At 41.1% G+C, this 15,605-nt stretch carries 13 protein-coding genes and 1 pseudogene; 6 read left to right on the top strand and 8 right to left on the bottom strand.

The annotated features are described in order from the left end of the window. A partial coding sequence (locus A3EO_RS13185; RefSeq protein WP_018346878.1) for an IS1595 family transposase occupies positions 1 to 266 on the top strand: 266 nt, incomplete at its 5' end. Positions 267 to 473: 207 nt separating this feature from the next. Here A3EO_RS13185 and ttcA read toward each other — a convergent pair. The 7 genes from ttcA to A3EO_RS0109110 form a co-directional block, all read right to left on the bottom strand. After that, positions 474 to 1,394 carry a tRNA 2-thiocytidine(32) synthetase TtcA gene (ttcA, locus tag A3EO_RS0109140; RefSeq protein ID WP_018346908.1) on the bottom strand — a complete coding sequence of 307 codons (921 nt, stop codon included), beginning with the start codon at positions 1,392 to 1,394 and terminating at the stop codon, positions 474 to 476. Between the two features lie 190 nt (positions 1,395 to 1,584). Beyond that, complete coding sequence (locus tag A3EO_RS0109135) at positions 1,585 to 2,967, bottom strand: aspartate aminotransferase family protein (protein WP_018346907.1); 1,383 nt, start codon at positions 2,965 to 2,967, stop codon at positions 1,585 to 1,587. A gap of 45 nt (positions 2,968 to 3,012) precedes the next feature. Then, a complete protein-coding gene (locus A3EO_RS0109130; RefSeq protein WP_018346906.1) occupies positions 3,013 to 3,777 on the bottom strand; it encodes an amino acid ABC transporter ATP-binding protein in 765 nt (254 codons plus the stop codon). Beyond that, the gene (locus A3EO_RS0109125; protein ID WP_018346905.1) at positions 3,752 to 4,435 is read right to left on the bottom strand and encodes an ABC transporter permease subunit; all 684 of its coding nucleotides are present in this window, start codon (positions 4,433 to 4,435) and stop codon (positions 3,752 to 3,754) included. The genes A3EO_RS0109130 and A3EO_RS0109125 overlap by 26 nt, the downstream gene beginning before the upstream one ends. Before the next feature lie 10 nt (positions 4,436 to 4,445). Continuing rightward, on the bottom strand, positions 4,446 to 5,087 hold the full coding sequence (locus tag A3EO_RS0109120; RefSeq protein WP_018346904.1) for an amino acid ABC transporter permease: 642 nt from the start codon (positions 5,085 to 5,087) through the stop codon (positions 4,446 to 4,448). A 51-nt stretch (positions 5,088 to 5,138) separates the two neighbouring features. Continuing rightward, positions 5,139 to 6,038 carry a transporter substrate-binding domain-containing protein gene (locus A3EO_RS0109115; protein WP_018346903.1) on the bottom strand — a complete coding sequence of 300 codons (900 nt, stop codon included), beginning with the start codon at positions 6,036 to 6,038 and terminating at the stop codon, positions 5,139 to 5,141. Positions 6,039 to 6,223: 185 nt separating this feature from the next. Further along, positions 6,224 to 7,099: an EamA family transporter gene (locus A3EO_RS0109110; RefSeq protein WP_018346902.1), complete on the bottom strand. Its 876-nt coding sequence runs from the start codon at positions 7,097 to 7,099 to the stop codon at positions 6,224 to 6,226. A gap of 164 nt (positions 7,100 to 7,263) precedes the next feature. Here A3EO_RS0109110 and A3EO_RS0109105 point away from each other — a divergent pair, with 164 nt between their 5' ends. From A3EO_RS0109105 to mukB, 4 genes are all read left to right on the top strand, one after another. Continuing rightward, positions 7,264 to 8,013 (top strand): SDR family oxidoreductase, encoded by a 750-nt coding sequence (locus tag A3EO_RS0109105; protein ID WP_013747218.1) that lies wholly within the window; start codon positions 7,264 to 7,266, stop codon positions 8,011 to 8,013. A gap of 147 nt (positions 8,014 to 8,160) precedes the next feature. Then, a complete protein-coding gene (mukF, locus tag A3EO_RS0109100) occupies positions 8,161 to 9,501 on the top strand; it encodes a chromosome partition protein MukF (protein ID WP_018346901.1) in 1,341 nt (446 codons plus the stop codon). Between the two features lie 21 nt (positions 9,502 to 9,522). Next, the gene (gene mukE / locus A3EO_RS0109095; RefSeq protein WP_013747220.1) at positions 9,523 to 10,242 is read left to right on the top strand and encodes a chromosome partition protein MukE; all 720 of its coding nucleotides are present in this window, start codon (positions 9,523 to 9,525) and stop codon (positions 10,240 to 10,242) included. Then, positions 10,242 to 14,708: a chromosome partition protein MukB gene (mukB, locus tag A3EO_RS0109090; protein WP_018346900.1), complete on the top strand. Its 4,467-nt coding sequence runs from the start codon at positions 10,242 to 10,244 to the stop codon at positions 14,706 to 14,708. The genes mukE and mukB overlap by 1 nt, the downstream gene beginning before the upstream one ends. Positions 14,709 to 14,786: 78 nt before the next feature. Here the strand turns inward: mukB and A3EO_RS0109085 are convergent, their stop codons facing one another. After that, entirely contained in the window at positions 14,787 to 15,233 is a 447-nt protein-coding gene (locus A3EO_RS0109085) for a nucleoside triphosphate pyrophosphohydrolase family protein (RefSeq protein ID WP_018346899.1), read from the bottom strand. A gap of 131 nt (positions 15,234 to 15,364) precedes the next feature. On the opposite strand from A3EO_RS0109085, the pseudogene A3EO_RS0109080 reads away from it, so the two are divergent. Further along, positions 15,365 to 15,605, top strand: a pseudogene (locus A3EO_RS0109080) (IS1595 family transposase); the annotation flags it as partial.

Here is a 15,605-nt window from a genome sequence, read left to right as displayed (position 1 = left end):
ATACAGATTGTTATCATAGCTATGATGTGCTAGATGTTAGTGAGTTTACGCACTATAGAATTAACCACAGTACTCATTTTGCTGAGCGGCGAAATCACATTAATGGGATAGAGAATTTTTGGAATCAAGCAAAGCGTGTGCTAAGAAAGTATAATGGAATTGATCGAAAATCTTTCCCTCTTTTTTTGAAAGAATGTGAGTTTCGTTTCAACTATGGGACACCATCTCAACAGCTCAAAATCCTGCGGAAATGGTGTCAGATTTAACGCTAATCTACTTCAGCCCCAAAATGATAGTAAGAAAAAAAAGATAAGAGCTTGTACGTATGAAGATAGCTTGATGGAAAAAGACTTTGAGAACGGATAGATAAAATCTCAGACATAAAAATGAGGAAAATATCAATGCTATGTTGTATCAGGTTTGATATTTTCCTCAAGTTTAAAACGCTAATTCAAACAAAGAAAAGAAAATGGTTAAATGACCTCTTTAAATGCAATCTGAGTCTGTTCAAGGAAGTCATTTTCTTCATCCGGCAACAGTGGTGCGGTTGGCAAATCAGGCTTATCAAAGGCAATATCGCCCTCAATATTTTCTAACGATACACCACGTTGAATTGATTTAAAATCAAACAATTTAGCATCGCACAGATGAGAAGGAACAATATTTTGTAATGCACTGAACATTGTTTCGATTCTGCCGGGATATTGGCGATCCCATTGTTGTAACATTTCCTTAATAACTTGACGTTGTAAATTCGGTTGTGAACCACATAGATTACAAGGAATAATCGGGAATTGTTTTGCTTCCGCATAACGAGCAATGTCTTTTTCCCGACAATAGGCTAACGGGCGGATAACAATCTGTTTGCCATCATCGCTAATCAGTTTAGGCGGCATACTTTTCATCTTACCTCCATAGAACATATTTAAAAATAAGGTTTCCAACATATCATCACGATGATGCCCTAATGCAATTTTAGTGGCACCTAATTCGGTAGCGGTACGGTATAAAATACCGCGGCGTAAACGAGAACAGAGCGAACAAGTTGTTTTTCCTTCCGGAATTTTCTCTTTAACGATACCGTAAGTATTTTCTTCGACAATTTTGTATTCCACGCCTAATTGTTGTAAATAAGTTGGTAACACCTCTTCAGGGAAACCGGGTTGTTTCTGATCCAAATTAACCGCAACAATTTCAAAATTTACCGGCGCATTCAATTTTAAATTCAATAAAATATCGAGCAGGGTATAGCTGTCTTTCCCTCCGGACAGGCATACCATTACACGATCGCCCTCTTCAATCATATTAAAATCAGCAATGGCTTTACCCACTTCACGGCGTAAACGTTTATGTAATTTGTTTAAGTTATAAATCTGCTTTTTTTCCATAGACATTGTTGTTATTTACCGGGTAGTCAAAATCGGCTTGATATGGTACGGAGTTATGTTTTTTTTGCAACAGATTTATCGGTTTAGACGGAAAAACTCCCTTTTGAGGTAGGCTATTTGGGCTTGAGTAATTATGACAAGGATAAAGATAAGGATAAAAAAGAGGGCTTACGCCCTCATACACTAAAGGGGGAAGTTAATCTGCATATTTATCAGCAATACTCAATGCCTGATCAATAATATCCAAGCCTTTGACTAGATCTTCTTCACTGATAGTGAGCGGTGGTGCAATATGGATACGATTGAAGTGGTGGAACGGCCAAACCCCATTTTTCTTACACTCCGCTACGGTTTCCAATACCGGACGATATTGTTCCGGTGTCGGGTTGTAAGGCACTAATTTTTCACGAGTTTGTTGATTTTTCACTAATTCAAGTGCCCAGAACATACCAATACCGCGCCATTCACCGAGCGATTTATGTTTTGCTTTCATTTCCGCTAATTTCGGTTTGATCACACGTTGTGCTAAATCCTGTACACGTTCCAGAATTTTTTCTTCGGCGAATACTTCAAAAGTGGCTACACCCGGCGCACAGGCTAACGGATGACCGGAATAAGTTAATCCACCCGGATAAACACGTTCTTTAAAGGTGTCAAAAATTGCTTCACTCATTAATACCCCACCTAACGGTACATAACCGGAGTTAACGCCTTTAGCAAAAGTGAGAAGATCAGGCACAATGCCGAAATTCTCAATGGCGAATAATTTACCGGTACGCCCGAAGCCGACCATCACTTCATCACAAATCATACAGATCCCATATTTATCACAAATCGCACGCACTGCCGGCAAATAACCTTTTGGTGGCACTAACACGCCGTTTGTACCGACCACAGTTTCCATCATAATGGCAGCGATTGTACCTGCGCCTTCGAACTGAATGACATTTTCCAAATGTGCAATCGCGCGTTGGCACTCTTCCTCTTCATTGCTTGATTGGAAAGCAGAACGATAGGCGTAAGGTCCGAAAAAGTGTACAACTGCCGGATCGGAGGTGGTTTCACTTGCCCAACGTCGCGGATCACCGGTTAATGCGATAGCCGTAGAGGTGGCACCGTGATAAGAGCGATAAAAAGTTAAAATTTTACGGCGTCCGGTATGTAAACGTGCCATTCTCACCGCATTTTCGTTGGCATCCGCACCCCCATTGGTAAAGAAAACGTGGTTTAGATCACCCGGAGCAGCATTGGCAATTAATTTTGCCAACTTACCTCGAGTTTCATTGGCTATTGCCGGTTGAATTGTTGGCAACACATCTAATTGATCTTGAATAGCTTTGATCAATTTCGGATGACGATGTCCTAAATTGACGTTAACCAACTGTGAAGCAAAATCTAAATACTCTTTGCCGTTATAATCCCAAAAGACGCTGCCTTGTGCGCCTGCGATAGGAACCGGGCTAATTTTGGCTTGTGCCGACCAAGAATGGAACACATAGTCACGGTCATCTTGATAGACTTGTTCACCGCGAGCTGGGTCGATAGCGGCTTGTGATGCTGAGTTGTGTAGATCGCTCATAGTTTACTCCTGTATATTACTGTTTCTGTTAAGTTACGTTTATGATTAACCGAGATAGCGCCCAAGAAACTCAATTAATCGTGGTGATTTCGGTTGAGTAAAAAAAATTTCAGGTTCAGCACGTTCCACTACTAAACCTTTATCCATAAAGACCACTTCGTGGCTGACTTGACGAGCAAATTCCATTTCGTGTGTCACTACAATCATTGTGTAGCCTTCTTTTGCCAAATCTTTCATCACGCCAAGCACTTCATCAACTAATTGCGGATCAAGTGCGGAAGTGGGTTCATCAAAAAGGATCACTTCCGGTTTCATTGCTAATGCACGGGCAATAGCAACACGTTGTTTTTGCCCTCCGGATAAAGACCAAGGGTAGCTGTCCGCTTTATGATCCATACCGACTTTTTTCAATAAAATTTTTGCTTCCTCAATTGCTTGTTGCTTCGGCACACCAAGCACGTGAACCGGTGCTTCAATCACATTGCCTAAAATAGTAAGGTGTGGCCAAAGGTTAAAACTTTGAAATACCATTGCAGTTTTGGCTCTGATTTTGGCAAGTTCACCAATAGGCTGTGCCAAGCCTTTATCCGTTACCCCAATACGCTGACCGGCAATCAAGATTTTTCCGCGATCAGGCTGTTCCAACCAGTTGATACAACGCAACAATGTTGATTTGCCTGAACCTGACGGCCCTAAGATACTGATTGTCTTTCCTTTTTCTACGTTGATGGTAATGTCACGTAGGACTTCGATTCCATCAAAGCTTTTTGAGATACTTTTTATTTCAACGGCGAATGTTGCTTTGCTCATAACTTAATCCTCTTGTAACAGCGGCTTTTTTCACTAATTTCATTATTTGATCAATTCCAAAACTCACTAACCAGTAAAGTGCGATTGCCACCACAAAAGCTTCAATCGGAATAAAATAGGTTGCTTGTATCGCAGCGGCTACGCCGGTTAATTCTTTTAATGTGATAATGGTTAAAAATGCTGTATCTTTTAATAAATAGACTAATTGGTTTGCCAGTAAGGCACTGGAGCGCAGTAAAAGTTGAGGCAGAACCAATAACAACATCATTTTATTGCGGCTGAAACCGTGACTAAGTGCCGCTTCAATCTGTCCCGGTGGCAAGGTGTCGCGTAAGCCACGAAATATTTCTGCGAAATAAGCACCGTGGTATGTGATTAACGCAATTAATCCTGCTGTCCACGCATCCAGAGTGACACCGAATGCCGGCAAACCGTAATACAGTAAATAGGCATAAATTAAGAACGGTAATGTTCGCATTGTATCTATGACTAATAACACCACTTTACGGCAGACGGATTGTTTGTCCTCCAATAGGAAGAGCGCCAAAATACCGAGTAAAAAGGCGACGACTGCCGAAATCAGAAACAAATCAATTGTTGTTAAAAAACCATCTATAAATTGTTGACGCTGTTGCCATAATATTGTCCAGGTTTGCATAATTTTCTCCTTAACCGGCTAAACGATGAACATAACGTTCCGACCAGCGTTGTAACTTCAACATACATCCGATTAGCACCATATAAAGCACACAAGCGGCTAAAATAGGTGGCAACGGTTCATAGGTGACGGCGGCAATTCGATTGGTAACACGAGTTAAATCGACCACACCAATCACGGCGACTGCTGGACTTGCTTTCACCAAGAAACTCATTTCATTCACCAAACCCGGTAAACTGGTTAATAGCATCTGTGGCAACATAATTCGTCTAAATGTTAATAATGGTGTCATTCCTGAAGCCTTTGCCGCTTCCAATTGTTCGCGAGAGAAGGCGTGGAATGCGTTGCGCCAAATTTCAGCATTGAAGGCAGAGGTATTAATCACTAATGCCAAAATTGCAGCAATATTTCTATCTAATTCCAACCCTACAGCCGGAAATCCGACAAACACAAAAAGCACTAACGTCACTAAGGGAATCGCACGGGCAAAACTGGTGTATATCGCCATCAGCTGTGCCAAAATCGGCACATTAAAATATCGAATAAGTGCAATGATTAACCCTAAAAATAAGCCAATCGCAATGGAAACGATACATAACCATAATGTCGTGAATCCCCCTTCCAATAACATCATCCATTCACTTGTTTCCATAGTTTTCACCTCATTTATGTTTACTCGTGAGTGGGCGATCCCACTCAATCATTATTTAACACGCGTCATTTCTTTAAATTGTTCTACTGATGTAATCGCTTCTGTCGGCAGATCCGTCATACTTTCACCAAACCATTTTTGTTGAAGTTCAGCCAGTTTGCCGCTTTCGCGTAAATGACGGATAAAGTCGCTTAAAAAGGCGAGTAATTCCGGGCTTTCTTTCGGTACCGGCCAAGCGTGATAACCCGGACCGGAAACCGCCATTCCCATTCTGAAAACTTTGCTGCGTTGTGTTGTCAACATTTTTGCCCCGGCATAAGCGGTTACCACATAATCCAAGCGACCGTTAGCCAAATCGGCATAAGCTTCCGGATTGGAGGTGTATTCCACTACTTTTCCTAATTTACCGCCGGTTTTTGCCAACATTTCGGCTAATTCCGGTAATCTTGCTAATGCAACACTGCCTGCTTGAACACCCAATGTTTTGCCGTCTAAATCCGCAATCGTTTTAATGCTGTCATCTTTGCTACGGAAAATGGTGTAGTGTGTAGCTATCGCAACCGGCGGAGTAAAATCAAAACGAGCTAAACGCTCGGTTGAAACTACTGCACCGGTTAATGCCGCGTCATATTTTCCTGATAAAACGGATGGCAATAATCCTGTCCACGGCATAATGTCCTGTTTAATTTGAAATGAGGCATATTTTTTCAATTCAGCAACTAAATCGTGAGTGAAACCTTCCGGTTTGCCGTCTTTGATCATTTCAAATGGGGCGTAATCATCTTCTGTTGCCACGGCGAGATAACCACGTGCTTTCACTTCGTCTAATGTTATTGCGCTGACTTGTCCTAACCAGAGCGCAGAACAGAGCAGTACAGTACCTTGGCGTAATAATGTACGGTATACCGGCTTTTTAATTTTAGATAAACCATAAAATTTTGCAGTTTTCATTAGATACTCCTTAGTAATTTACGCTTAAAATTGAAAAATATCTTAAAAAAGAGAACTTGAGTTAAGTTATATCAAATTGAAATTTTAAGATCAACAATAAATTATAAAAATTTTTATAAATTTTTTAACAATAAGATCTAAAAATAGATTTTTATCTAATAAAAATTAGAATTAATTAAAAAGTTTCAATTTTTAAGGCGTAAAAAACGATGTCCGAACAGATGGATGATTAAACTCAGCATAACGATAACCACACCTAGCCACTGATAGCGGTTCAAACTTTCGTCTAAAAAGCAGAAAGCGAATAACATACTGATAATGGGCACACCCAAAGAAAGTGGTGTAATTTTGGCGGCGGGGTATTTTGCTAACAATTTAACCCATAATCCGTAACCGATAATGGTGGCGAAATAGGCAAGAAAAGTAGCGGAAACCCAACTATGCCAGCCTAGATGATGTAATTGTTGCAGAATAAAATCGCTATCGTGTTGAAGATAACTAAAGAGTAAAAACCAAAGCGGTGTCAGTAAATTGCCCCAAACCACTAGAGCAAAGGGATCAATCCGATTGATTTTTTTCACAACAATATTGCCCAATGCCCAAGAAAAGGCGGAAGCGAAAACTAACAATAAACCGACCAGTGGAATTTGACTATGTTGTTGTCCTATAGCGATTAATATAAAACCGAAAATAGCAATGAAAATTGCCAGCCATTGATTGGCACGCGCTTTTTCCCCGAGAAAAAAGACGGCAATCAATACAGTGAAAAATGCTTGTGATTGTACAACTAATGCGATTAAGGAGGTTGCGAGTCCGGTGGCTATTGCACTGAACATAAAGGCAAATTGTGCAAAATTGCTGATGAAACCGTAGAGCAGTAACCAACGCCAAGCGACTTTAGGTTTCGGAATAAAAAAGATGAGGGGGAAGATGACAAAGATAAATCGTAAGCATCCCAACAACATCGGATCGATCTCTTCCACCCCTAATTTCATAAAATAGAAATTGATTCCCCAGAAAAAGATAACGGTAGCAGCAGCCAATTTATCACTCAACAACATACAACCTCCATAACATCAAAAAATTAGGATAAAAATTATCATAAAATTAATATTTTTCAATATTATTTAGATTTTATCTAATTTTATTTATTTTTTATTGAATTTTAACCAATAAATGATCTATAGTAATGTCGTCTTATCAACGATAACGAAGGAGAAAAAATATGATTGCATTAATTACAGGAGCAAGTGCCGGATTCGGTGCAGCCATTGCGCGTAAACTGGCACAAGAAGGACATAAAGTGATTGTAACGGCTCGCCGTAAAGAGCGGCTGCTCGCATTACAACAGGAGATTGGTGAGAATTGCCTACCGTTAGCGTTTGATATTACAGACGAGAAGGCGACATTGCAGGCAATAGCGGAATTGCCGGAAGCGTGGAAAGCGATCGATATTTTGGTCAATAATGCCGGTTTGGCGTTGGGTATCGGTGCAGCACAAGATTCTTCTTTAGAAGATTGGAAGCAGATGATTGCAACTAATATCACCGGGTTAGTAACGGTAACACACGCTGTTTTACCGGGTATGGTGGAACGCAATCGTGGCTTAATTGTGAATTTAGGTTCAATTGCCGGCACTTATCCATATCCGGGCGGTAATGTTTACGGTGGAACGAAAGCGTTCGTGAAGCAGTTCAGCTTGAATTTGCGTGCAGATTTGGTTGGAACTGCAATTCGTGTATCCAATATTGAACCTGGTCTTTGTGGTGGTACTGAATTTTCAAATGTTCGTTTCCACGGCGATGATGCCAAAGCTGCGGCACTTTATGCGAATGTGGATTACATTACGCCGGAAGATATTGCCAATACCGTTGCTTGGATTGCTCAATGTCCGCCACATATGAATATTAACCGTATTGAAATTATGCCGGTTGCACAGGCACCTGCAGGGTTAGTAGTTAAGAAAAAACAATAATTCATCCTTTATTATCCCCACTGCGGTGGGGATTTTTCTCCGTTACTGCAATGAAATAACCTTTAGAGAAATCAGCTTTTTTTGCTAGAATAACGCATATTTAGTTATTTTGATCAAAATAAATCTCAGTTGTTTAGGTAACCAATAATGAGTGATTCAACTCAAACCATTCCTGAATTAGTGTCGTGGGTCAAGGAGCGAGAATTTAATCTTAGCTTAAGTACCGATCGATTAGCGTTTCTTTTAGCGATCACTATTTTTAATAATGAGCGTTTCGCCGGTGAAATGGAAGAAGGCGACTTGGTCGATCTGTTTCGCCACGTTTCCAAAGCATTAGGGCAATCGGAAGATACGCTTGTACAACGTGCAAATAATGCTATCAATGATTTAGTCAAACAACGCCTATTGAATCGCTTTAGCAGCGAATTTACGGAAGGTTTGGCAATTTATCGCTTAACGCCGCTGGGCGTGGGCATTTCCGATTATTATATTCGTCAACGGGAATTCTCAGCGTTGCGTCTTTCCGTACAGCTTTCGATTGTTGCCGATGAAATTCAACGTGCTGCCGAAGCGGCAGAAAATGACGGTGATGAATATTATTGGCGGCGTGAAGTGTTTGCACCGTTGAAATATTCGGTGGCGGAGATTTTTGACAGCATTGATCTTTCGCAGCGTATTATGGATGAAAGCCAACATCAAACCAAAGAGGAAATTGCGGAATTATTAAGCAAAGATTGGCAAGCGGCAATTTCCAGTTGTGAACGGTTATTGGATGAAACATCCGGTAATTTGCGTGAATTACAGGACACATTGAACGCTGCCGGCGATAAATTACAAGCAGGTTTATTGCGTATTCAGGATTGTATTGTCGGACGTGCCGAGTTGGATTTTGTAGAACAGCTTATTATCAGTCTACAACTTAAGTTAGACCGCATTATCAGCTGGGGACAGCAAGCGATCGATTTATGGATCAGCTATGACCGTTATGTGCATAAATTTATTCGTACAGCGATCGATTTGGATAAAAACCGTGTGTTTGCACAACGTTTACGCCGTTCAATTGCTGATTATTTTGATGCACCGTTTTATTTGTGGCACGTGCAAGCGGAGCGTCTGATTGATCTGCGTGATGAAGAGTTGGCATTGCGTGAAGAAGAGGCATTAGGTGAATTGCCGACAGAGTTGGAATATGAATCATTGCAGACGGTACACGAACAGATCAGCGAAGCGATGCAAACACTGTTAATCCGCTATTACGAAACGAAACAACCGATTGAATTGAGTGAGTTGTTACGTCAACAGCTTGAGCGTTATCCGCAATCACAACACTTTGATGTCGCCAAAATTATTGTTGATCAGGCGGTAAGATTGGGAATTGCGAGCCAAGATTTCAGCGGCAACGTGCCACAATGGCAACCGATTAATGATTTTGGTGCAGAAGTTCAAGCACACCCAATTGATGAATATAATAATCAACCGAAAAAATAGATTTTTATAAGCGAACAAATTATGAGTGAAACTACCTCTTACGAACCTATCCCGGCAAAGTTGGCAATCGCCATTGCAAATCCGTTATTTCCTGTTGTTGACAGCCAATTACGTTCCGGACGACATATCAGTATTGATCAACTCGATCCACACGCCTTTTTAATGGATTTTCAAACGGAATTGGAATTGTTCTATCGTCGTTATAATGTTGAGTTGATTCGCGCAGCGGAAGGCTTTTTCTATTTGCGACCGAAAGCGACCACCTTAATTGCACGCAGTGTATTGTCAGAATTGGAAATGTTGGTCGGTAAAGTGTTGTGCTATCTCTATTTAAGCCCGGAACGTCTGGCACAACAAGGCGTGTTCACTGTACAGGAAGTGTATGACGAACTGCTTAATCTTGCGGATGAAAATAAATTGTTGAAAGCGGTTAATCAGCGTTCCAGCGGTTCAGATTTGGATAAACAAAAATTGGCGGAAAAAGTACGTGCCGCAATTGGTCGCTTACGCCGTTTAGGGATGTTGCAAACTGTAGGTGAACAAAACAGCGGTAAATTTATTATTTCGGAGGCGGTTTTCCGTTTCGGTGCAGAAGTGCGCAGCGGAGAAGATTTACAGGCGGCGCAATTACGTTTAATCCGCGAGGGAGAAATAGCGACACCGGATTCATTACAAATTGAAGCGGAACAAGACGATATTGACGAAGATTTAGATGAAAATAGTGAAGAAGGGGAGGCATAATGGCGGATTTGCAAATGGAAACATTAGAGCCACAAGTTGCACCGACAAACAAAAACAGTGATGCAGAGCGTGGTAAGTTTCGTTCTTTGACCTTAATTAACTGGAACGGTTTTTTTGCACGTACGTTTGATCTTGATGATTTGGTAACAACCTTGTCCGGTGGTAACGGTGCCGGAAAATCGACCACAATGGCAGGGTTCGTGACCGCATTGATCCCCGATTTAACCTTGTTACATTTTAGAAATACCACTGAAGCAGGAGCTTCCGGCGGTTCTCGAGATAAAGGCTTATATGGAAAATTACGCCCGGGTGTCTGTTATGCGATCCTCGATACCATTAATTCCCATCGCCAACGTGCATTGGTAGGGGTGCGTCTGCAACAGATTGCAGGACGGGATCGTAAAGTAGACATTAAAGCGTTCTCCGTTCAAGGATTGTCTTTATCAATTTCACCGACAGAAGTTTTCACCGATAAAATTTCCGAAACACAAGCGAAAGTTATCGGATTGAATGAAGTTAAGGAGAAAGTGGAGCAATTAGGTGCCGGCTTTAAGCAGTATCATTCCGTTGCTGATTACCACAGTTTTATGTTTGATATGGGCATTATTCCGAAACGGTTACGCTCTTCTTCCGATCGCAGTAAATTTTATAAATTAATTGAAGCTTCACTTTACGGCGGTATCTCTTCTGCGATCACCAGATCATTGCGTGATTACTTATTACCGGAAAATGTTGGGGTGAAAAAAGCATTCCAAGATATGGAAGTGGCATTGCGTGAAAATCGTATGACGCTGGAAGCGATTAAAGTCACACAAGCGGATCGGGATTTATTCAAACATTTAATTACGCAATCCACTGACTATGTGGCAGCAGATTATATGCGTCACGCCAATGAACGTAGACATAATATCGAAGCGATTTTGTCACAACGTCACGAATTGTTTAACACTAAGCAGCAACTCAATTTAGCACAGCATAATATCGTTGATTTCAGTCGGGAGGTCAGCCAACTGAAAGAGGCGGAAAAAGCATTAGAAATTGATTATCAAAGTGCCAATGATCATTACAATTTGGTGGTAAATGCACAGCGTCATCAAGAAAAAATTGAACGTTATCAACAAGATGTTGAATCATTAACAGAAAATATTGAAGAACAACAAGGTATTGTTGAAGAGGCACAAATCAATCTTGAAACGCAACGAGAACAGGTTGAAGCAATAGAGGAAGAGATTGAATCCATCCGTGATCAATTAGCCGATTATCAACAAGCATTAAACGCACAGCAGACTCGTAGTGTGCAGTATCAACAAGCAGTTCAAACTTTGGAAAAAGCCAAGAATATTACCGGCATTACCACTTTAACAGCGGAGAGTGCGGAACAGTATCAAGCGGAGTTTGAAGAACAGGCAGAAGTGCTGACTGAACGTGTGTTGGAGCTGGAGCAGAAATTATCGGTGGCGGATATTGCAAAAAATCAATTTGATAAAGCGTATCAGTTGGTTTGCAAGATTCACGATGAAAATATTGCTCGTGATCAGGCTTATGAGGCAGCTAAACAGATCTTACGCGATTACCCTGCACAAAAATTGCAGTTACAACAAGCAAATACATTAAAGTCTAAATTGACTGAATTACAACAAAAGGCTGAACAGCAACGCCGAGTACAGCAACAATTAGCAGTGTTTAACCAACAATCTGGGCAAGCCTTGAATAGTGCGGAAATGCTAGAGCATTATGCGTTGCAGCAAGAAGAGATTGGAGCAGAGTTGGAAGAGCAATTAAACGCTTTGATTGAACAGCGTTCAGGTTTGCGTCAGCAACGGGATCACTATCAAGCGTTATATCAACAATATGCCCAAAAAGCACCATTATGGCTAACTGCACAGGCGGCATTGGAGCGTATTCAGGAACAGGTGAGTCAGCAGTTCCAAAGTGCACAAAGTGTAATGGATTTTATGCAGGTTCAGCTTAATAAAGAACGTGAATTGGTGATTTTACGCGATCAATTACAACAGAAAAAAGAGCACCTAGAGCAACAAATTTTGCGTTTAACGCAGCCGGACGGTTCGGAAGATCCACGTTTAAATCAGTTGGCTGAAAAATTCGGTGGCGTGTTGCTTTCTGAATTATACGATGATGTTGATATTAGCGATGCGCCTTATTTTTCTGCATTATATGGACCGGCGCGCCACGCGATCGTGGTGCGGGATTTAGAAGCGGTAAAACCGTTGTTGCAGGATCTACAAGATTGTCCGGATGATCTCTACTTAATTGAAGGCGATCCGAATGCGTTTGATGACAGTGTTTTATCGGCGCAAGAATTAAATGCCGGTGTCGTGGTTCAGGTGTCGGAACGTGAATTGCGTTATTCCACCTTCCCGGAAATTCCGTTGTTTGGTCGTGCAGCAAGAGAAAAGCATTTGGAAACTTTGCGTGAACAGCGTGATGAAATTGCAGAGCAGTTTGCTCAAGTGTCGTTTGATGTCCAAAAATGTCAGCGTTTGCATCAACAATTAAGTCAATTTGTTGGCAGCCATCTTGCTTTAGCCTTTGAAGTTGATCCGGAAGAGTTGATGAAAGAGGTTCAACAACAGCGCACTGATGTTGAGCGTGAATTAGCTGCATTTACCGATCAAGAACAGCAATTACGTAGTCAAATTGCAGATATTCGTCAGCAGTTACAGCAATTAAATAAATTATTGCCACACTTATCCTTGTTGGAGGCGGATGATCTGGAACAACAGATTGAGGCTTTTCAAGAGCAGTTGGACATTGCAGAAGAGAGCGCTATTTTTGTGCGGCAAAAAGGAAATTGGATTGAACAACTTGAGCCGATTGCAACCGCGTTACAAAGTGATCCTGAACAACACCAAACTTTACAACAGGATTATCAACGTGCAGTCGAATTACAGAAACTGATACAGCAAAAATTGTTTGCCGTAACCGATGTTGTCAGTCGTTTGCCGCATTTCGCTTATCAAGAAAGTGTCGAAATTGAAACCTCAACTTTAAGCACCGCATTACGCGAGCGTTTAGAACAGATGCAGCAACAGCGTGAACAGGCGCGTGAAGCGTTACAACAGGCACAACATCAGTTCTCTCAATATCAACAAGTTTTAACCGGCTTAACCACTTCCCGCGATGTAAAACAACAAACATTGCAGGAATTGTTGGATGAAGTGGCGCAACTTGGCGTGAGAGTGGATGCGGATGCTGAAAATCGAGCTAAAACGCGTCGTGATGAGCTTTATCAGCAACTATCAGTAAACCGCCAACGTTATAACTACTTAGAAAAACAATTAGCCGTTCTGGAAAGCGAAAGTGACAGTTTAAACAAAGCGTTGCGTAAATTGGAACGTGATTATAAGACACAGCGTGAGATGGTGGTTATGGCAAAAATCAGTTGGTGTGCCGTACAACGTCTTTCCCGCCATAGTGATGTCGAAAAACGCTTACATCGTCGTGAATTGGCTTATCTTTCTGCCGAAGAGTTACGTTCTATGTCGGATAAAGCATTAGGCGCGTTGCGTAATGCAGTGACGGATAATGAGTATTTGCGTGATGCATTGCGTTTATCGGAAGATTCAGCAAAACCGGAAAATAAAGTGAAATTCTTTATTGCGGTTTACCAACATTTACGTGAACGTATTCGTCAGGATATTTTGAAAACCGATGATCCGATTGATGCAATTGAACAAATGGAAGTAGAACTTTCTCGTTTAACTGAAGAGTTGACCAGCCGTGAACAGAAATTGGCGATCAGTGCGGATAGCGTGGCAAACATTATGCGTAAAACCATTCAACGTGAACAGAATCGTATCCGATTGCTGAACCAAGGTTTGCAAAATATTGCTTTCGGGCAAGTGAAAAGTGTCCGTTTGGTGGTGAATATCCGTGATACACACGCAATGTTGTTAGATGCGTTATCAGGTCAAAAAGCGGAATATGAAGATCTGTTTAATAATAATAAGATCACTTTCTCCGAAGCACTGGCAAAATTATATCAACGTTTAAATCCGCATATTGATATGGGGCAACGTAGTCCGCAGACTATCGGTGAAGAGTTGTTGGATTATCGCCATTATCTTGATTTGGAAGTGGAAGTATTCCGTGGCGCGGACGGTTGGTTACGTGCGGAAAGTGGCGCGTTATCAACCGGTGAAGCAATTGGTACCGGGATGTCGATCTTATTGATGGTTGTACAAAGTTGGGAAGAGGAATCTCGCCGTTTACGCGGTAAAGATATTATTCCTTGCCGTCTATTGTTCCTCGATGAAGCAGCGCGTTTGGATGCAAAATCCATTTCCACCCTGTTTGAGTTGTGTGATCGTTTAGATATGCAGTTGTTAATCGCTGCACCGGAAAATATCAGCCCGGAAAAAGGAACAACCTACAAACTGGTGCGTAAAATTGCGCACAATCAAGAGTTTGTCCACGTGGTTGGTCTGAAAGGTTTCGGTGTTTGATCTTTTTAGTATTAAGCGTAAAAATCCGGCAAATTGCCGGATTTTTTCTCTAATAGCGCGATAAGGGAAATAAGGAGATTATGCTTCAGGAACAAACTTTTGCAAATTCGGTTTAAAATAATTTTTCCCTTTTTTGATTTTCCCATTTTCGTCAAAAATGGCTTTACCGTTTTCAAATTTTGACCAGTTTGAAGCATTTACTTCAGCAAAAGCGGCATTAAAATCAAATCCTGCCATATAAGCAACACCGGTTGCAGTTACAACCTGATCAGCCAATGAATCCAGTACTTCTACTTTTTGTTGATGCGTTAATTGCTGTAATCTTTCAGTTTGTTGATTTTGCTTATAGCTATCGGCGATTATTTCAAGACGGTGTGCCATTTCTGTATGGCCTAACGCATCCAACATTTCGGCTACTTCCTCAAAATGACAACCGATTTGTGTGGATAAATCTCGTTGATTTGGTTGAGGTTTTGCTTCTTTAAACCAGTCCAGTGTGCGTTTCAGCTCATTTTGATGACTCATATTTTCTCCTTTCATTTATCAGGAATAATAGAATGTATATTATAAAGCGATAAAAGTTATCTGTTTTATGCTGTTGCTGCAACTAATTTTTAGGGGCTGAAGTAGATTAGCACTTATGCTAAGCTACAAAAATGAAGATAACCAATTGTAAACTAAAGAAATCTATACAAAGAAAACTGCTTGAATTTTTTGTATTAGAAGTAACAGCACGATCAGCAGCAGATTTGCTTGGCATTCAAGCCAATACTGCCATCTTGTTTTATCGAAAAATTCGTCTCGTTATCAGCCATCATTTAGCACTACAAGCACATGAACTTTTCGATGGCGAAGTAGAGTTAGATGAAAGCTATTTTGGTGGTGTGCGAAAAGGGA

Origin of the sequence: Gallibacterium anatis DSM 16844 = F 149 (genome assembly GCF_000379785.1) — a bacterium.
GTDB lineage: Bacteria > Pseudomonadota > Gammaproteobacteria > Enterobacterales > Pasteurellaceae > Gallibacterium > Gallibacterium anatis.
Note: the sequence above shows the minus strand (reverse complement) of the source record. Positions and strands in the feature narration are given on the sequence as shown.